The organism is Kineosporia sp. NBRC 101677, from assembly GCF_030269265.1.
Classification (GTDB): domain Bacteria; phylum Actinomycetota; class Actinomycetes; order Actinomycetales; family Kineosporiaceae; genus Kineosporia; species Kineosporia rhizophila.
Genome location: NZ_BSTA01000001.1, coordinates 988,068 through 1,006,257, shown reverse-complemented (window position 1 = coordinate 1,006,257; position 18,190 = coordinate 988,068). Strand labels below are relative to the sequence as shown.

18 protein-coding genes and 1 riboswitch are annotated in these 18,190 nt (G+C 69.9%); of the genes, 8 read left to right on the top strand and 10 right to left on the bottom strand.

Going from position 1 to position 18,190, the window contains the following annotated elements:
• Positions 1–20 precede the first annotated feature (20 nt).
• Complete coding sequence (locus QSK18_RS04600) at positions 21–1,235, bottom strand: endonuclease (RefSeq protein WP_232808660.1); 1,215 nt, start codon at positions 1,233–1,235, stop codon at positions 21–23.
• Positions 1,236–1,282: 47 nt separating this feature from the next.
• On the opposite strand from QSK18_RS04600, the gene QSK18_RS04595 reads away from it, so the two are divergent.
• Positions 1,283–1,813 (top strand): GNAT family N-acetyltransferase, encoded by a 531-nt coding sequence (locus QSK18_RS04595; RefSeq protein ID WP_285616637.1) that lies wholly within the window; start codon positions 1,283–1,285, stop codon positions 1,811–1,813.
• A gap of 116 nt (positions 1,814–1,929) precedes the next feature.
• Here the strand turns inward: QSK18_RS04595 and QSK18_RS04590 are convergent, their stop codons facing one another.
• The gene (locus QSK18_RS04590) at positions 1,930–3,777 is read right to left on the bottom strand and encodes a bifunctional metallophosphatase/5'-nucleotidase (protein ID WP_285616636.1); all 1,848 of its coding nucleotides are present in this window, start codon (positions 3,775–3,777) and stop codon (positions 1,930–1,932) included.
• A gap of 139 nt (positions 3,778–3,916) precedes the next feature.
• Here QSK18_RS04590 and QSK18_RS04585 point away from each other — a divergent pair, with 139 nt between their 5' ends.
• Entirely contained in the window at positions 3,917–4,549 is a 633-nt protein-coding gene (locus QSK18_RS04585; protein WP_285616635.1) for a 5-oxoprolinase subunit B family protein, read from the top strand.
• Complete coding sequence (locus QSK18_RS04580) at positions 4,549–5,415, top strand: 5-oxoprolinase subunit C family protein (RefSeq protein WP_285616634.1); 867 nt, start codon at positions 4,549–4,551, stop codon at positions 5,413–5,415. Before QSK18_RS04585 ends, QSK18_RS04580 begins: the two co-directional genes overlap by 1 nt.
• A 2-nt stretch (positions 5,416–5,417) precedes the next feature.
• Here the strand turns inward: QSK18_RS04580 and QSK18_RS04575 are convergent, their stop codons facing one another.
• Positions 5,418–6,812, bottom strand: a complete 1,395-nt coding sequence (locus QSK18_RS04575; RefSeq protein WP_285616633.1) for a uracil-xanthine permease family protein — start codon at positions 6,810–6,812, stop codon at positions 5,418–5,420.
• Between the two features lie 318 nt (positions 6,813–7,130).
• Here QSK18_RS04575 and QSK18_RS04570 point away from each other — a divergent pair, with 318 nt between their 5' ends.
• A complete protein-coding gene (locus tag QSK18_RS04570) occupies positions 7,131–8,009 on the top strand; it encodes an oxamate carbamoyltransferase subunit AllH family protein (RefSeq protein WP_285616632.1) in 879 nt (292 codons plus the stop codon).
• Between the two features lie 679 nt (positions 8,010–8,688).
• Positions 8,689–9,804, top strand: coding sequence for an IPT/TIG domain-containing protein (locus QSK18_RS04565; RefSeq protein ID WP_232808653.1), 1,116 nt, complete (start codon positions 8,689–8,691; stop codon positions 9,802–9,804).
• 87 nt (positions 9,805–9,891) lie between these two features.
• On the opposite strand, the gene mmuM is transcribed toward QSK18_RS04565, so the two are convergent.
• From mmuM to QSK18_RS04550, 3 genes are all read right to left on the bottom strand, one after another.
• Positions 9,892–10,788: a homocysteine S-methyltransferase gene (gene mmuM, locus QSK18_RS04560; protein ID WP_285616631.1), complete on the bottom strand. Its 897-nt coding sequence runs from the start codon at positions 10,786–10,788 to the stop codon at positions 9,892–9,894.
• 2 nt (positions 10,789–10,790) lie between these two features.
• Positions 10,791–11,066, bottom strand: a complete 276-nt coding sequence (locus QSK18_RS04555; protein ID WP_232808651.1) for a DUF4235 domain-containing protein — start codon at positions 11,064–11,066, stop codon at positions 10,791–10,793.
• Between the two features lie 79 nt (positions 11,067–11,145).
• Positions 11,146–11,298, bottom strand: a complete 153-nt coding sequence (locus QSK18_RS04550) for a hypothetical protein (RefSeq protein WP_285616630.1) — start codon at positions 11,296–11,298, stop codon at positions 11,146–11,148.
• 106 nt (positions 11,299–11,404) lie between these two features.
• Positions 11,405–11,511: riboswitch (TPP riboswitch) on the top strand.
• A gap of 50 nt (positions 11,512–11,561) precedes the next feature.
• Here QSK18_RS04550 and QSK18_RS04545 point away from each other — a divergent pair.
• The 3 genes from QSK18_RS04545 to QSK18_RS04535 are packed head-to-tail and all read left to right on the top strand — an operon-like array spanning position 11,562 to position 14,654.
• A complete protein-coding gene (locus QSK18_RS04545) occupies positions 11,562–12,332 on the top strand; it encodes an ECF transporter S component (RefSeq protein WP_285616629.1) in 771 nt (256 codons plus the stop codon).
• Positions 12,325–13,866: an ABC transporter ATP-binding protein gene (locus tag QSK18_RS04540; RefSeq protein WP_285616628.1), complete on the top strand. Its 1,542-nt coding sequence runs from the start codon at positions 12,325–12,327 to the stop codon at positions 13,864–13,866. Before QSK18_RS04545 ends, QSK18_RS04540 begins: the two co-directional genes overlap by 8 nt.
• Positions 13,863–14,654, top strand: coding sequence for an energy-coupling factor transporter transmembrane component T family protein (locus QSK18_RS04535; protein ID WP_232808648.1), 792 nt, complete (start codon positions 13,863–13,865; stop codon positions 14,652–14,654). The genes QSK18_RS04540 and QSK18_RS04535 overlap by 4 nt, the downstream gene beginning before the upstream one ends.
• A gap of 3 nt (positions 14,655–14,657) precedes the next feature.
• On the opposite strand, the gene QSK18_RS04530 is transcribed toward QSK18_RS04535, so the two are convergent.
• From QSK18_RS04530 to QSK18_RS04515, 4 genes are read right to left on the bottom strand one after another with little or no spacing between them, the layout of a single operon-like run.
• Entirely contained in the window at positions 14,658–15,908 is a 1,251-nt protein-coding gene (locus QSK18_RS04530) for an NADH-ubiquinone oxidoreductase-F iron-sulfur binding region domain-containing protein (protein ID WP_232808647.1), read from the bottom strand.
• Positions 15,905–16,555 carry a DUF8596 domain-containing protein gene (locus QSK18_RS04525; protein WP_232808646.1) on the bottom strand — a complete coding sequence of 217 codons (651 nt, stop codon included), beginning with the start codon at positions 16,553–16,555 and terminating at the stop codon, positions 15,905–15,907. The genes QSK18_RS04530 and QSK18_RS04525 overlap by 4 nt, the downstream gene beginning before the upstream one ends.
• Positions 16,552–17,595: an FAD:protein FMN transferase gene (locus QSK18_RS04520; protein WP_232808645.1), complete on the bottom strand. Its 1,044-nt coding sequence runs from the start codon at positions 17,593–17,595 to the stop codon at positions 16,552–16,554. Before QSK18_RS04520 ends, QSK18_RS04525 begins: the two co-directional genes overlap by 4 nt.
• A complete protein-coding gene (locus QSK18_RS04515) occupies positions 17,595–18,125 on the bottom strand; it encodes a hypothetical protein (RefSeq protein WP_285616627.1) in 531 nt (176 codons plus the stop codon). The genes QSK18_RS04520 and QSK18_RS04515 overlap by 1 nt, the downstream gene beginning before the upstream one ends.
• Positions 18,126–18,190 lie beyond the last annotated feature (65 nt).

Below are 18,190 nucleotides of genomic sequence, written 5' to 3'. Positions count from 1 at the left end.
CCGGGAACCGCGATCTGCTCTCAGGCAAAGACTTCCGCGGTCCACTCCGGGTGGTCGATGAACGGATTGCGGTTGTGCTGGAACCGCTCGTCGATCAGGTCGTTGCGACGCCGCTCGAAGCTGTCCGGCGGATCCTCGACGTGCCACTGCAGCAGGGTGGAGAGTTTGCCGAAGCGCGGGGCCTTCCCGCCGGTGGTGGCCTCGTCGAGGGTGAGGTCGGCGAACCCGTCGCCGCCGTCGTAGCGGACCGCCATGTAGAAGATCATCCGGGCCACGTCGCCCTTCACCGCGTCGCGCGGTTCCCAGGAGTCGGCGTCGGTGAAGTTGCCCGGGGCCTCACCGGACTCGCCACCGCCGTCGTCGAAGTCCTTGTTGCTGCGGTCGGCGTTGACCGTGACATCTTCCGGGCGCAGGTGGTGCAGGTCGGTTCCCGGGCCGGTGGCGGTGCCGAAGTCGCCGTGGGACTTGGCCCAGACGTGCTCGCGGTTCCAGTCGTCCGGGTCGCCGCCGTTCAGGCTCTTCGACCGGCTGGTGCCGCTGTACAGCAGAACCACGTTGCCGGAGTTCTTCGGGTCTTCGTCGGTGACCTTGAGTGCGTCCCAGACCGCGTCGTAGGAGAGCGCGCGGGCGTCGGTGGAGATGATCTGGTGCAGGGCCTCGCGCAGGTCGTTGCCGGTCTTGCCTTCTGCTGCGGCGTAGTAGTCGCCCAGGTCGCCAGGAGTAGAACTTGAGGACGGGGGTGGCGGGCTCGTGGGGGTAGCGGTACCGGCGGCGCCGGCGGGGTTGAGTGCGGTGGGCGACTTCAGGCCGCCGTGCGCGAAATACGCCGTGAGGGTGCCGGTCACGTCGAGCTGGGTGCCGAGCAGATCGGGGTTGCTCTGTAGCCCGAACTCGCTGCGGTAGGCGCTGCTGAGCTGGACGTAGAGCATGGCCCCGGGGTCTGTCTCGGTCGCCGAGTCGGCCAGGGCCAGGGCGGTGTCGCCGGTGAAGCCGCTGGGCAGCACCGAGTCGGCGGCCGTGGGCTGGCCCACCACGTAGCCGCGCACGCTCTCGCTGCTGCCGTTCTGCAGGGCCAGGGCCTGCTCCACGGTGAGCAGGCTGGTCTGCCCCGCAACCGGCTGGGCCACGGTGGGGGCGATGCCGGCCGTGGGTTCGGCGGAGCAACCGGCCAGACCCAGGGCCAGGGCGACCGAGAGGGCCAGGGGGAGCGCACGGCGGCGTTGGGTGGTGCTCACGGTCGGCTCCGATCGTCTGCATCCGTGGTCGGACACAATCTACGAGCATGAAGCACGAGCACCTGATTCGCCCGGCAACCCCTGAGGATGCGGCCGCCTGCGCTGCGATCTACGCGCCCTATGTCCGTGAGACCACGATCAGCTTCGAGGAAGAGCCCCCTACCCCGGACGAGATGGCCACCCGTATGGCCTCGGCGCAGCAGGGGCACGCGTGGCTGGTGCTGGAGGACGACTCGGGCCGGGTGGTCGGGTACGCGTACGGCAACCGGCTCGGCGTCCGGGCGGCCTATCGCTGGTCGTGCGAGGTCAGCGTCTACCTGGACCAGGAGCGCAGGGGTAAGGGCGGCGGCCGGGCGCTGTACGAAGAGCTGCTGCAGCGGCTCGAGGACCGGGGGTACCGGCAGGCCATGGCGCTGGTCTCGGTGCCGAACGAGGCAAGCGACCGGCTGCACAAGGCGATGGGCTTCCGCCAGGTGGGGCTGCACGAGAACGTCGGCTTCAAGCACGGGAAGTGGCTCTCCGTGGCCTATTTCCAGCGTGCGCTGGGCAGTGGTGACCCGCCTGCCGAACCGAGGTGAGGTGGCAAACGTCTTCAAACAGAACTGCGGTCCCCCAGCCCTAGAGGGCCGGGGGACCCCCAGCCTGTGGTCACCGGCGAAGGTGACCACAGACGTCCGCGTGGTTCGGTTCTGGATCAGTCGAGCGCCGTGACCCGGTTCGGGGTCGGGCCGGTGACCGGGGAGTTCGCCTTCAGGTAGGCGTTGAACGCCTCGAGGTCCTCGCCACCGCCGGCCCGGTTCTTGCCCTCGGGCAGAACGGCGAAGCCGTCACCGCCGTCGGCCAGGAACGAGTTCACCGTGACCCGGTAGGTGGTGCCCGGCACGATCGTCTCGCCGTTCAGCTTGATCGTGCTCGCGTCCACCTTGCTGCCGATCGCGGCCGAGCGGGACCAGCTGTAGCTGAAGCCCTCGGACACGCCCAGGTGCAGGAACTTGGTGGTGCCGTCGGTCTGCTTGGACCACTGCTGCTCGAGCAGCGTGTCGATCTGCTTGCCGGTCAGGTCCAGCGACACCAGCAGGTTGCCGAAGGGCTGCACGGTGAACGACTCGCCGTAGGTGACCTTGCCGTTGCCCTCACCGGCGGCCGAGCCGGCGAACGTGAGGTCGGCGCGCACGCCACCGGGGTTCATGAACGCCATCTGGGCACCGCCGTCGGCCGCGGCCTTGGTGGCGGCGAGCTGGGCGTCGGCGATCAGGTCACCGAGGCTGGACTCGGAGTCGCGGTTCTCGCTGCGCTTGATGTCGGCGGTGATGTCACCGACGACCTCGTTGGCGATCGGGCCGGCCAGCTTCTGCCACTTGGCAATGATCTTGGTCTGGTCGGCGGCCTTCTTCTGCTGGTGGCCGACCACCACGTTCTTCGCCTTGACCGAGGACCGGACCACGTCGCCGGTCTTCTTGTCCAGCTTCAGGTTGATCTCGGTGACCGTCTTGCCGTACGACAGGTCGCTGGTCACCAGCCGGCTGTTCCCGGCCGGGTCCTTGATGTCGCACACGTAGGAGTTGTGCGTGTGGCCGCTGAGGATCACGTCGATGCTCGGGCTGAGCTTCTTGGCGATGTCCACGATCGGGCCGGTCAGGTTGGCGCCGGAACCGTTGTTGCACTTGTAGTCGAAGGTGGCGCCCTCGGGGGCCAGACCGCCCTCGTGCACCAGGGCGATGATCGACTTCACCCCGCGCTTGCGCAGGTCCTTGGCCGCCAGGTTGGCCGCCTTGACCTCGTCGGTGAAGGTCACGTCCTTGATCCCGGCCTGGGCGACCAGCTGCGGGGTGTCCGAGGTGACCACGCCGATGATGCCGACCTTGACGCCGTTCACGACCTTGACCGTGGTGGGCGGCAGCACCGTCTTACCGGTGGAGCTGGAGAACCAGCTGCCGTACTTCTTGGCGTTCTTGGGCTTGGTGACCTTGGCGTTCTTCTTGTACTTGACGTTGCCGGCGAGCATCTTGAAGTTCGCGCCGGAGTAGCCGTCCTTGTCGAAGGCGCCCTCGGTGGGGTGGTTGCCGCCGTACTGCATGCGCAGCAGTTCGGGGATGCCCTCGTCGAACTCGTGGTTGCCCACCACCGCGGCGTCGACCTTCATCCGGTTCAGCGCGTCGATGCTCGGCTCGTCCTTGAACAGGCCGGACAGGAACGGCGAGCCACCGATCTGGTCGCCGGTGGCCAGGGTCAGGCTGTTCTTCTCACCCTTGCGCAGCGAGGCCAGCTTGGTCGAGAGGTACTCCGCGCCCCCGGCCTCGACCTCGCCCTTCTTGGTCAGCACGGTGCCCGGGCTGTCCGACTCCAGGTGGCCGTGGAAGTCGTTGAAGCCGAGGATCTGCAGGTCGACGGTCTTCGGCTTCTTCTTCTCGGCCACCGGGGTGACCTGGTCGGCGGCGTCAGCGGCCTGGGCGGGTGCAGCGGGAAGGGCGAACAGGGCGGCGACCGTGCCCGCGGCGATCGCCGCAGTGATCCCGCCTGTGCGCTTGGTGAGGGACTTCATGTGGGAAAACTATCCAGAGGCTGTGCGGCCGGGCCAGGGATCCGGGGGACAGATCTGGGCATCAGGCACAAACATTGACCTGTTGTTCACAGACGCCGAATTTCTGTCATCTGGGCTCCTTGTTCTGGACACTGTTGTCATGGCAGGACGAGGAGCGGTTGTCCGCCCGGCGGGCGAGTGCGGATATCTGGTGGAGTTGCCCCAGGGCGATCCGGCACAGATCGCCGAGCGGGTGCGGGCTCTTGCCCAGGAGCGGGGCGCCGGGCTCGCCGAGGTGGTGCCGGGGCTGTCCACCGTGCTGGTGGTGCTGGACGAGCCGATGAAGCAGGCTTTGTTCGAGGCGTTGATGGCTGAGGCCGGATCTGGCGGGGCCGAACAAGTCGGTCTCGGCGGTGCGGTCGTGATCGACGTGCGGTACGACGGGCCGGATCTGGCCGAGGTGGCGTCGTTGACCGGGCTCGACGAGCAGCAGGTGGTCGAACTCCATGCGGGCACTGAGTTCCGGGCTGCGTTCAGCGGATTCGCCCCCGGATTCGTCTATCTCACCGGTGTTCCGGAACAGCTGAAGGTGCCCCGGCGCAGCGAACCGCGGGCTGTGGTGCCGAATGGTTCGGTGGCTCTGGCCGATCAGTTCACCGCGGTCTACCCGCAGCGCAGCCCGGGTGGGTGGCGGCTGATCGGCGCTACGCAGCAACGGCTTTGGGATCTGGTGCAGGATCCGCCGGCACTGATCCGTCCGGGCATGGCCGTGCGATTCCGGGCGGTGGACTGATGGTTCTGCGGGTGCTCGAGCCTGGTCTGTTCACCACGATCCAAGACGGGGGGCGCCCGGGTCACGCCCATCTCGGCGTGCCGGGTTCGGGCGCCCTCGACCGGGCTTCGTACCGCCTGGCCAATCGTCTGGTCGGGAATGCTTCCGGGGCAGCGGTTCTTGAGACGACAATGCGCGGACCACGACTGATTTGGGACGGGGTTGCGCCGGTTTGGTTCGCCGTGACCGGTGCTCCGGCGCCGATTTCAATCAATGGACGTCCCGCCGCCTTTGATGCGTCGGTGCGGTTGCTGCCTGGTCAGGTTCTCGAAATCGGCACGGTGACGGCCGGGTTGCGTTCTTACGTCGCCTTCTCCGGTGGGCTGGAAGTCACCGAGGTGCTCGGTAGTAGGTCCACCGACGTCCTCAGTGGGTTGGGGCCGTCGGCGCTCGCCGTCGGCGACGAGTTGCCCGTCGGGCCGACCACCGCGATACCGGACATCGAATTCGTGGGGCCCACGGGCGTCCTCAATGAACCGGTACTCGACCTGGTGCCCGGCCCGCGCGACGACTGGTTCACCGAAGCCGCCCTGAACACGCTCACCCGCACTGCCTGGACGGTCTCGCCGACCAGCAACCGGGTGGGCCTGCGGCTGCAGGGGCCGCCGCTGGAACGGCTTCGCCCGGGCGAACTGGCTTCTGAGGGAACGGCTACCGGCAGTGTGCAGGTTCCGGGTAACGGACTGCCGGTGCTGTTCCTCAACGATCATCCGGTCACCGGCGGCTATCCGGTGATCGGGGTGGTGACCCGGGCCGCCCTCGATCGGGCGGCCCAGGCGGCTCCGGGCACCACCTTGCGCTTCCGGCTGCGAACGCCGGGGCGCTGAGCTCAGTCGCGGGCGGCTCGCTCGGCCTGCAGGCGCTCCTTGAGGTTGGCCGGAGCGACCGTGCGGGCCAGATGCCAGCCGAGCACGCAGACGATCGTGCCCAGCGAGATGCCGGAGAGCGAGAAGTCGTCGGTGATCTGCAGGCTGGTGTCACCGATCGCGATCACGATGCCGGCGGCCAGCGGCACCAGGTTGACCGGGTTGCCGAAGTCGATCCGGTTCTCGATCCAGATCTTGGCGCCGAGCAGGCCGATCATGCCGTAGAGCACCACGGTGATGCCGCCCAGCACGCCGCCGGGGGTGGCTGCCACCAGGGCGCCGAACTTGGGGCACAGGCCGAACAGGACGGCCACGATCGCGGCCACGTAGTAGGCGGCGGTGGAGTAGACCCGGGTCGCCGCCATCACGCCGATGTTCTCGGCGTAGGTGGTGGTCGGGGAGCCGCCGACGGCGCTGGCCAGGACCGTGCCCACGCCGTCGCCGGCGATCGCCCGGCCCATGTACGGGTCGAGGTCGGTGCTGGTCATCTCCTCCACGGCCTTCACGTGGCCGGCGTTCTCGGCCACCAGGGCGATCACCGCGGGCAGGACGAGCAGGATGAAGGTGCCGGAGAAGGTGGGGGTGTGCCAGCCGGCGATCTCCAGGCCGTCCGGGCCGATCACGGTCTTGTCCGGGAAGCCGATCCAGGCCGCGCTCTCGACGCTGTCCCAGACCACCCGCCAGTGCGTGTCCACCTCGCCGGTGCCCGCGTTGAAGGCGGTGATCCGCCCGAAGACCTGGTCGAAGATCCACGACAGGACATAGCCGAAGACCAGGCCCAGGAAGATCGCGATCCGGCCGACGAAACCGCCGACGGCCACGCTGAGCACGATCACGAACAGCATCACCAGCAGCGCCACCCACTGGTCCTGCGGCCAGTAGGTGTCCGCGACCACCGGGGCCAGGTTGAAGCCGATCAGCATCACCACGGCGCCGGTGACGGCCGGGGGCAGGACCCGGTTGACGATGTGCGAGCCGGCGAAGTGGATCAGCACGCCCACCGCCACCAGCACCAGGCCGGCCACCAGGATCGCGCCGGTGACGTCGGAGGAGTCACCGCCCTGGGCCCGGATCGCCGCCACGCCGCCCACGAACGAGGCGCTGGTGCCCAGGTACGAGGGCACCTTGTTGTTGACGATCAGCAGGAACAGGATCGTCGCGATCCCGCTCATCATGATCGCCAGCTGGGGGTTCAGGCCCATCAGCACCGGGAAGACGAAGGTGGCGCCGAACATCGCCACCACGTGCTGGGCGCCCAGCCCGATCGTGCGGTCCCAGCTGAGCCGCTCGTGCGGTGCGACGACTTCGCCCGGTGCCAGCGTCTTGCCGTCACCGTGCAGCTTCCAGCCGATGGCCATCCTGGTCAGGGCTCCTCTTCAGATTTGGTCTGGGGGTTGGTCTGGGGCGCAGCGTAGGAGTGCGGGGGCACACCCGTCACGCGGTGGTGAACGTCTTAACCAGAAGCTCACAGAGGGACGAGAGTGGATCTTGTTTCGTGGAGCCGTTTTGTGACTGATCGGTAGCGGCCCGTTGCCTGATCGGGCCCGATCGGAGCCCCTCCGCGCGTCCCCGGGTACGGATGCCCGATGTGTCGCCCCCGTCCGGTAGTTTCAGCAGCGTTCCTCAGACGTGCTGTTGTCCGCGGCGACATCTCGCGGACGTTCGGAGGTAAGAAAATGACGGCCGCGAGCCTGACCCTGTTCCCTCTGCTCGCCGGGCCGGCCAGACCCGCGCGGGTGAGCGCGATCGTGTCGGGGGCCGTCTACCTGGAACTCGATCCGACCACCGACGACGAGGGCAAGCACCTTCCCGGCGCCGTGGTGGCCCTGCTCGAGCCCGGTGCAGTGCAGCTGCCGATCGGTCTGACCCTTCCGCCTGGCGTCGCCGACAAGGTGCCGGTGATGGTCGACGGCGATCCGGTCTCGCCCGGCCCGATCGTCTTCGGCTACGGCGCGGTGTCGATGGCGGGCACGCGCCTGCCGGTGCTGCGCTGGTGGAACCCGAGCGTGCCCAAGCAGGTGTTGCCCCCGCCGGCTCCCGAGCTGCTGCCCACGGCCCTGCTCGACAGCCTGCTGGCCGAGGCCGCGGGCCCGCTCGACGAGGGCCTGAACCTGCTGCGCACCGGCGACACCGAGGCTGCCTTCCAGGCCCTGATCGGCGTGGGCCCCGGCCTCACCCCGGCCGGCGACGACGCCCTGGTCGGCGCCCTTGCTGCACTCGCCGCCTGGGCCCCCCGCTCCACCGCCCACCGCCTCCTGGCCGACGGTGTGGCCGGTGCCGACGGCCGCACCACCGCCATCAGCGCCGCCCTTCTGCGCTCGGCCGTCACCGGTGCCGTGGTGCCCCAGCTCATCCGCTTCGTCGGCGCCCTGAGCACCGGCGACCCGGCCGCCATCCGCCCCGCCCTCGACGAGGTGCTCCCGGTCGGCGCGAGCTCCGGCGCCGCCATGGCTGCCGGGGCGGTGGCCCAGCTCACCTGCCTCATCCAGGGGCCGCGCCGGCGTCGGGCGGCCATCGACGCCACCGGCCCGATCGGCGCCGCCTTCGTTCTGTAGGGGCCTTTGCCTGGATCCACCGGGCCGCGGGCCGTGCGTAGAGGACCTTCATTTGAGCCGGGGCAGAGTTGTCTGCCCCGGCTCATGTGATTGGTCCGCGGTGTTCTGCCCGGCCAAGGCCCTTCGCCCCAGGGATCGGATGTCAAAAGCGCGCTGGGGAAGATCGGATGCCAAAAGTGGCGAATAAGCCGCAAAATGTCATCCGATAAGGCAAGTGGGCCGGCAGTGGGGGGTGGCTGGCCGACTCTGAGCCGGAGTCGAGAAACGTGCCATAGGCGGTCCAGGGGGTGCGCGGGGTATCAACGCCGCAAAGGCACTCGATCTGATCGGACCCGGTGGCGTTCTCTGTCCAGGGTCTGCCACGAAGGTCATTTCGGCGCCGATCATCATCCATACGGCGCAGGCCTGCGTTACACATCAACCTGCCCCAGAACGGATTCTCACCCGTTCGCCCGCGAGAACTGACTGAGCGCAACATTTCTGGGCTATTGCCGGTTGCTGTCACCCGAAAGGGCCTGACTGAACGAGAAATTCAGGTGGGGAAATTGAGCAATGCGTAGCCTTACCGATGCGTAGGGGTGAGGGTACGACCTGGACGTCAATCCCATGGGGTGGGCGTCGATAGGCATCCCGGTGGGGCTTCACAGAGGAGCCCCGGAAAGTCTCGCGGAGGAATCGCATGCGCACCCCCAAACTCACGGCCAAGCGGGCTCTCGGCCTCACCGCCGCGGCGGCCCTGGCCATCGCGGGAACCGTTGCTGTTGCCGGCCCTTCGCAGGCGGCGGTCCAGAGCCTGAAGGTGAGCAAGGCCAGCATTGGCCCGGCTGCCGGTCAGGTCGTCGTATTCACCGGTAAGGACTTCCAGACCGCGGCCGGTGCGAGCAAGATCGGCCGTGCCTACTTCTCGGCCAACGCCTGCACGGCCACCACTACGCTCACGTCGCCCTTGGTCGAAATCACGGCCGCGACTCTGAACGTTATCTCGGACACTCGGGCCAGTTTCACCACGCCGAGCCTGACAAGCCTCACGCCCACCACCAAGGGCGCTGCCATCAACCTTTGTGTCCAGAATGCCTCGGGTACCGTCGAGGTGGTGGGCACAGCCAAGATGAAGCTGTTCAAGGCGCCGACGATCAACACGACTGGTGGTGGTGTCACCGCCACAACCGGCCCGGTCTTCGGTGGCTCGTCCATCTCCATCACAGGTGAGAACTTCACCAGCAAGACCACGGCAACCATCGGTGGTAAGGCGCTCACCGGGGTCAAGGTCGTTCTTGGCGCCGACGACGACGACAGCGGCAACGCCGGTGACGACGTCCTGACCGGCATGGTCCCGGCCGGAACCGGGGACGACAAGGCGATTGTGGTCAAGACCGACGGTGGTACGGCGACCTCGACGTCCAACTTCGACTACCTCGACGCAGCCAAGGTCTCTCCGGCCTTCGGTGACGGCACCGCAGGGCGTGTCATCACGGTGACCGGCGTCGACTTCGAGGCCAAGAAGTTCGCTGCCGGCGGCACTCTCGTGGCCGACAGTTCGGTGGTCAAGCTGGCCCCGGCCGGCACCAACATCTCCACGGCCACCACCCTCGCAGACGCGACCGCACTGGACAACTGCGGGACGATCCAGGTGATCAGCGACACCGAACTGACCTGCCGACTGCCTGACCTCACGGCCGCCGGCGACTCCGGCCCGTACACGGTCCACGTGCTCACTGCCGCGCCCGCCGCGACCACGGTCAGCACGTTCACTGCAGTCTCCCGCGGCGCCACCTACACGGTCGCCCCGTTCTGATCGGAGTAACTCGAAGCGCAGCAAAACCGAAGCCCGGCCCTCGAACGAGGGCCGGGCTTCGGCCTTTCCGCGTCTAGATACAGCGGCTCAGCGCAAAGCTGCTGCTACAGCCGCAATCTGCTCCGGCCCGACCCGACAACAACCACCGATGATGCGGGCTCCGGATGCGACCCAGCCGTCCACGTCCCCAATCAGCAAACCCTGTGAAGCAGCGGCCGGCGTCCAGGCGCGGGCAACCGCGTCCCAGCCCTCGCCGCTGTTCGGGTACACGACCCCGGCCTTGCCGCTGGCGTCCGTTGCTACTTTGACCGCCGCTCCGACCCCTGCAGGGTCAGTGCAGTTTGCGCCGACGGCAACCACGGCAGGCACGGATTTGGCCATGCTGAAGGCGGTTTCGGCGGGTTCGCCGCGGCGGGTGCGTACGCCGTCGGTGGTGAGGGAGAGCCAGACGGGGTGGTTCAGGCGGTCCAGTTCGGCCAGGAGGGCCTCTACCTCCAGGAGGGAGGGGACGGTCTCTACGGCCAAGACGTCTACGCCGGCTTCGGCCAGGATTTCCAGGCGTGGGCGGTGGAAGGCCCGTAGGTCGGCCAGGGTCACTGAGCCGTAGTCACCGGTGTATTCCGCGCCGTTCGCGAGCATTGCGCCGTAGGGGCCTACGGAGCCGGCGATCAGGGCGGGGCGGCCCGAGGCTTCGATGGCCTGCTGAGCCAGCTGCACCGAGAGCCGGATCAGCTCGGCTGCGGTGGCGGCGTCGAAGCCGGCGCGGGCGAAGCCCTCGGGGGAGGCCTGGTAGCTGGCGGTGGTGATGATGTCTGCGCCCGCGTCGAGGAAGGCGCGGTGGGCCTCGACCACGGCCGCGGGGGCGTCGAGCAGGAGTTGGGCGGACCAGAGGCGGCCGGTGATGTCGTGGCCGCGGCGTTCGAGTTCGGTGGACAGCCCCCCGTCCAGGACGAGGGGCTGGCCGCCGTTCAGTGCTGAGAGCAATTTCAGTCCCGGATCAGGGCCTTGGGCATGGTGCCGGTGGACTTCACGTAGTACGCCGCCGCCTTGCGGGTGGCGAACATGCGGGCCACGCCCATGATCGCGCCGGACAGCGCGGCCCAGGCGATCGCCTCTTTCCAGGTGGTCTCCGGGTCTTCGGGCACGGTCGGCGGCTGACCGCCGGTCGCGCCCTTCCAGATGATGTTGAGCGTCTGGTTGGCCGCCTGGGCCGCCGCGATGGCGGAGGCCGCCGACAGGACCTTCCACATCACCGAGTTCATCTGCCTGATCTCCTTCACCGCGCCGCTGACGTCCGGACCTTCGGGTCAATCCTCGCTCACAAGTGCGAGCCAAGCATCATCACAGCAGGTTGATCACCCAGCGCAAGACCGGGACGAGCACCGGCGCGGTGAGCCCGAGCATGCCGATGAGCAGCAGCAGGGCGAGCAGCCGGGCGAGCGGGCTGGGCCCGCTGCCGGACTGGGTGGTGCTGCGCAGCATCCTGAAGATCACCGCACCAGCGTGACAGACGTTCACCTCTGCGTCCTAGGGGTTACGCAGAGTTGATCACCGACTGCGGAACCGGGATCACGCTGACCGCTGAGTAGGTGTAACGTCACCGGTGCGACAGGGGAGCGCCAGAAGGGGCGCTGAGAGTGCGGGTGACCGCAGACCCTCGAACCTGATCCGGGTCATGCCGGCGAAGGGAGTCGAGCTGTCCTCGGCCGTCTGCCCACCCGGCGGGCGGCCCCCCTCCGATGACGGAGGAACTTCGCATGAGCACCAACGTGAGCGCTGGGCCCTGGACCGGACCTCGCCTGATCATCGCGATCGGCTCGGTGCTGGTGGGCGTGATCATCTACCTGGTCGGGCTGCCTGAGGGCACGAGCCTGTTCGGGACCCCGCTGGCCGACCTGACCTTGCCGGTCGCGTTGTTCGTGGGCATGGCCGGGGTCGCGGTGGCCGCCTCCACCGCCAGGGCCGGGCGCTGGCGGGTGGTCGACATCGTGGTGGCCAGCGTGCTCGGGGTGGCCAGCGGGCTGATCTTCGCGGCCTGGAACGTGGCCTCCACCCCGCTGCGCGACGCCCTCGTTCCGCCGGCGTCTGCCCTGGTCGTGGGCATGTGGCTGTTCCCGGCGGTGCTCGGTGCGCTGGTTGTCCGGCGTCCGGGCGCCGGGGTCTACACCGAGCTGGTGGCGGCGTCGCTGTCGGCTCTGGTCGGCAACGAGTGGGGCTTCAGCACGGTCTGGTACGGCCTGGTCGAGGGGATGGGCGCCGAGGTGGTGTTCGCGCTGCTGCTCTACCGCAGCTACGGCCTGGTCACCGCGCTGCTGGCCGGGGCCGGGGCCGGCGTTGCCGTGGGCATGCTGGACACGTTGATCTACTACCCGGAGCTGGGGGCCGGCACCAAACTGGCCTACATCGGGGTCGCCGCCGCTTCCGGCGTGGTGATCGCCGGGCTCGGGTCGTGGCTGCTCACCCAGGCCCTGGCCCGCACCGGAGCGCTGGCCCCGCTGGCTTCGGGCCGGACTGCCGAACGTGTCTGACGTGCGTCCCGCGCTGGTCGAGGCGCGGGGCTGGGGCTGGCGGCACTCCACCCGCAAGGCCTGGGCGGTGCGTGGGCTGGATCTGCGGATCGAGCCGGGGGAGCGGGTGATGCTGCTGGGGGCCAGCGGCGCGGGCAAGTCGACGCTGCTGGCCGGGCTGGCGGGTCTGCTGGATCCGGAGGAGTCGGGCGGCGACGAGGAGGGCACGCTGCTGTTCGACGGCGTTCCCACTCGGCAGGCCCGACAGGAGGCGGTGCGTGACGGTCATGCGGTGACCGGGCTGCTGCTGCAGGACCCGGAGGCTCAGACCGTGCTGGCGCGGTGCGGCGACGACGTGGCGTTCGGTCTGGAGAACCACGCGGTGCCGGAGTCCGAGATCTGGCCGAAGGTGCACAAGGCCCTCGACGGGGTCGGATTCCCTTATCCGGTGGGGCATTCGACCGGCCAGTTGTCCGGCGGTGAACGTCAGCGGCTGGCCTTGGCCGGGGTGCTGGCGCTCGGGCCGGGGTTGCTGCTGCTCGACGAGCCGACGGCGATGCTCGATCCGGAGGGCGCCGAGCAGGTCAGGCGCACCATCGCCACGGTGCTGGAGATGACCGGCGCGGGCTGCGTGCTGATCGAGCACCGGGTGCAGCCCTGGCTCTCGCTGGTCGACCGGGTGATCGTGCTGGAGCCGGGCGGCGGGGTGCGGGCCGAGGGCGAGCCCGGGCGGGTTTTCACAGAGCAAGGACGTTCGCTGGCGGCGGCCGGGGTATGGGTACCGGAGGGCTTCGGGGCCGAAAAGCCAGACAATGGACGGGTCGACGCGGCTGCCGCTGCTGTCTCGGGGAACGCTGTGGGCACGGGGGTGGCACTGCTGACGGCCCGAGGGCTGGCGGCCCGGCGGCCTGGTCAGGAGCACCCGCCGGTCCGGGACGTGGATCTGGTGGTGCAGGCCGGCCGGGCCCTGGCGATCACGGGGGCCAACGGCGCGGGCAAGTCCACCCTGGCTCTGGCCCTGGCCGGGCTCACGGCTCCGGCCGGGGGCAGCCTGGCCGCCTCGGAGGAGCTGGCCAAAGGCGCCGGGCCGCAGCCCCACACCTGGCGGGCCGGGCAGTTGGTGAGCCGGATCGGGACCGTGTTCCAGGATCCCCAGCACCAGTTCGTCGCCCCGACGGTGGCGCAGGAGCTGGCCGTGGGCCCGGAACGGGTGGCCGCCCAACACAAAAGGCGCTTCCGGAAACATCGCCCGCCACAAACGTCCTTTGGTGGTGATCTGCTCGAACGACTGCGGCTGGACCATCTTGCCCGCGCCAACCCGTACACCCTCTCCGGGGGTGAGCAGCGGCGGCTTTCGGTGGCGACGGTGCTGGCCACTGCACCGGACGTGCTGGTGCTCGACGAGCCGACTTTCGGCCAGGACGCCCGCACCTGGGCGGAACTCGCGGCTCTGCTGGTGGAGCTGCTCGGGGAGGGCCGGGCGGTGGTGGCCGCGACGCACGACGACGAGCTGGTGAAGGTGCTGGCCGGGCACGGATCGGTGGTGACGCTGTGAGTCTGCTGCTGAACGGCCTCGATCAGCGCGAGGCCTCGACCGCGCCGATCGGCCGGGCCAACCCGGCCGCGAAACTGGCCGTGGCTTCGGTGATCTCGGTGGCGCTGATTCTCACCGTCGACCCGGTCACGGCCGGGGTGGCCCTGGCGCTGGAACTGGCGGCCCTGCCGTGGTGCGGCCTCGGCCCGCGAAAGCTGTTCCGTGCCAGCTGGATCATCCTGCTCGGGGCGATCCCGGCGGGCATCCTGACCCTGTTCTTCGGGGTGGACAGTGGCAGCACCCTGCTGGGGCTGGGGCCGGTGACGGTCACCGACGGCTCGCTCACCTCGGCCATCGCGATCACCCTGCGGATCCTGGCCATCGGACTGCCCGGGGTGGTGCTGCTGGCCACCACCGACCCGACCGACCTGGCCGACTCGCTCTCCCAGAACCTGCGCCTGCCACACCGTTTCGTGCTCTCGGCACTTGCCTCGCTGCGCCTGGTCGGGCTGCTGGCCCAGGAGTGGCAGACGCTGACCATGGCCCGGCGGGCCCGCGGGCTCGACCACGGCCCGAGGCAGTTCGCCGGTCAGGTGTTCGCGCTGCTGGTGATCGCGATCCGGCGGGGCACCGTGCTGGCGACCACGATGGAGGCCCGCGGTTTCGGGGTGGATGCCCCGCGCACCTGGGCCCGCCGGTCGGTGTTCGGCCGCGGCGACGCGCTGGTGGTGCTGGGCGGAGTGGCCGTGGCGGTGCTGGCGACCGCCGCCGGGGTCTGGGCCGGAACCTGGGAGCTGCTGCTGACCTGAAGCTCAGGCGTAGTGGCAGTACCCGTCCACGTGGTTCTCGATCTCGGGGGCGAAGGTGTCGAGCATGGAACTGACCAGGCGGGCCGTACCGTCGGGGTGGGCGCAGGCGCCGCGCCCGGTGACCAGCCCGGTCAGTTCCTGCAGACGCCGCACCAGGTCGGCCGACTCGCGCCGCGAGCGCACCCCGGGCAGCCGGATGCAGGCCGCGGCCAGGGCGGGCAGACCGTTGGTGCACGGGCCGCAGCGCTTGGCCCGCTGCTGGGCCAGGTAGTCGACGATCTGCGCGGTGTAGCTCAGCGGGCAGTCGCCGGGCAGCATCGGCAACAGCACCCCGGCGCCCAGCCGGGCCCCGAAGCGGGCCAGGTCGGTGCTGCTCAGCGTGCAGTTGGTGACCTGGTAGGGGGCCAGCCAGGTGCCGTGGTAGCCACCCAGCAGCAGGGGCCGGGCCGGGTCGTAGCCGCAGAAGCTGAGCAGTTCGGCCAGCGGAACCCCGTAGGGCGCCTCGATGACCAGGCCGCCCGGGCCGTCGGCCGAGATCGACAGCAGCCGGGTGCCGGGCTCGGCCGGTGTGCCCCACGCCGCATAGGCCTCCGGCCCCAGATCACTCACCGCGGCCAGATGCGCCAGAGTCTCGGCGTTGGAAAGCATGGTCGGGCGCCCCCGCAACCCCGAGATCGCCTCCGGCTCCTTCGCGGTGACCGGCAGATTGTCCCGCCCGGACACCATCTCCAGCACCGCCCGCGCCTGCCCACCCACGAAACCGCCGCTGGTGGTGTGCAGCTCGAACGCAACCGCCTTACGCCCGCGTCGCCGTTCGCGGATCGCCGCCTTGGCCGCCGCCACCACACTCGGCCGCTCACCCGGCACCGAGACGTGCACGTGGGTGATCTCCAGCGCCTCGGCCAGCAACTGGGCCCCGTCGAGCACCAGGTGCGGCGCAGCCAGCATCAGCGCACTGTCTTTCGCGCTGGCCGGCTCACCCTCGGAGCAGTTCACCACCAGCTCCCGCTTGCGCCCCGACTCGTGCGCGGCCTGCAGCTTGCGGGCGAACGGGAACTCCGCCCCGCCGCGCCCGGTCAGCCCGATCTTCCAGCTCAGGTCGACCAGCTGGGCCGCCGTGCGGGGGGCCGGCTCACGCCACAACCGCCGGTGCTCGGGCAGGTCGGGCCCGACGTCCAGACCGCGCAGCAGCAGCGGCCCGTCGAGCACCGAGACCTCGCCGTGGAAACCGGCTTCCAGCAGCGAATGCGTCATCGGTTCCTCCTGCGGCTGCGTCGGCTCTGGGCCGGTTCGTAGCCCGAACCGGTGGGCCGGCGGGACTCGGAGCGGCGCTCCAGCTGCTTCTCCTGGCCCAGCGTGCTCAGCCGCACGGCGATCGCCCCGGCGACCAGACCCACGCAGGCCACGCTGATCCCCACCGACCACGTCTCGCGGCTGTCGGTGCCGATCCCGAACCCGTGCACCAGGCCCGCGGCCCAGCCCAGGTAGGAGGTGAGGTGGATGGCGCGCCAGGTGCGGGAACGGAACCGGGTGCGGGACAGGCCGGTGAGCACGGTGACGATCACCAGGTCGGTGGACAGCGTGCCCAGACCCAGCCAGAGCGGTTCGTACTCGCCGAGGAACGGGATCAGCACGTCCCACCAGCGGATGTTCACGAACTCGTCGATCACCGCCAGGGCGGCGTGCGCGATCAGCAGGGCGACCGAGAGCAGGGACAGGTTGCGGTGCAGTTGCTGGGTGACGAAGCGCGGCCAGAACACCGACGAGGCGCGGACCGTGGAGAGCACCCCGAGGCAGACCGAGCCGGTCATCAGCACCAGCAGGATCACGCCGGTGCCGCGGTTCAGGAACCAGAGCAGACGGTCGTCCTGGAAGGCCTCGGTGAAGAAGTCGGGGCTCATGCGCTCACGGCGAGGTTCTCGGGCCAGCCGGCCACCCGGTGCACCGTGCCGTCGGCGGCGACCAGCCGGGCCGCCACGTCCTCGGCCTCCAGCCAGGCCAGCGCCGCCGCACCGCGCACGATCGAGGAGGTGCTGATCGCGTTGGCCTCGACGCAGGAGCAGCCGCAGGCGGTGACCGTGCGGAAGGCCTCCTCGACCGGGCGGCCGGTGCGCGGGTCGAGCAGGTGGTGCCGGTCGCCGTCCTGGTACCAGCGGCGGGCCAGCACCGACGAGGTGGCCAGGCCGCCCTCGTGGATCACCACGACCTCGCTGCCCGGCCCGGCCGCTGGGGGCACCTCCCGGCCCCCTAGGGGCTGGGGGACCTCGGGCAGCTCGGTGACCGAGACCCGCCAGGGATGGGTACCGGGCTCCGTGTCCGGCCGCAGACCGACCGCGATGTCACCGCCCAGGCTGATCACCAGGTCAGTATCGGCCAGCGCGGGCACCGTGCCGGCGATCAGGTCGGCGGCGAACGCCTTGCCGGTCGCACCGAGGTCGAGCGAGACGTCGCTGGGCACCCGCACTGCACCCTGCGGGTCGATCTCGATCTCCCGCCAGGCGCCGGTGCGGGCCGGGAAGGAGGCCCGGGCCGGGTCGGTGGAGACCATCCCGGGGGTGACCGTGGAGTCGATCGACTGCCCGGCCGCCATGGACCGGCGCAGCTCTTCGATGTCCCGGTCGTAACCCAGAGCGAGCAGCTGACGGCCCAGGGTCGGGTCGACCAGGCCGTCGGTCAGATCGGCCGCCCACACCGCCGCGGACAGCGCCCGGCACAGCAGCGGGGCCACGCCCACCCACTCACCGGCGTGGCGGTTGGCCCGGGTCAGGTCGGAGTCGGTGCGGAAACGGCTGGCGGCCTGGTCCACGTCGGCCAGGATGCGCTCGCAGGCGGCCCGGGCGGCGTCGAGCCGGTCGGCGTCGGACACCACCAGCGCGACGTAGGTGCCCAGGGCGTTCCAGCGGGCGGTGCCGTAGCGGACGGCCGTTTCCTGCACCGGCATCAGGACGCGCTCGTGGGTACCACCGGGGGCGTGGTGGTGGCCGGAGCCGTGGTGGTGGTCGTCTCGGCCGGCTCGGTGGTGGTCGTGGTCTCTTCGGGGGTGCTGGCCTCGGGCTCCGAGGTGGTGGTCTTGGTCTTCGTCCTGGTGGTGGCCGGGGTGTCCGCGGTGGTCTCGTCGGCACTGGTCCGGCCGCCCGAGCCGCTGCCGGACCCGCCGGAGTTGCCGGAGGTCGCGGTGGTGCCCGCGGTGTCGCTCTTCGGCTTCGGCGTCTTCTTTTTCTTCTTGTGCTTGGGCTTTCCGGTGGGCTCGACCGTGGGCGTCGCCTGCCCCGGCTGGGTGGGCTGGGCGGCCGGTTGCTGGACCTGCGCCTGGGCGGCCGCGGCCTTCACCGCATCCTGCTCACGGGTCTGCGAGGCCGCGAGGGCGGTGGTGCCGCCGACGGCGACGAGGGTGATGGCGGTGACCGCACCGGTCACGGTGCCGGCGACCCGCAGGCCGCGGTCTCGGTCGTCAGGGCTCACGGAACGCACGCGGACACAGTGGCGGGAAACAAGTGAAGCGCCGGTCATTCAATCGTCAAATGAACCCTAACCAG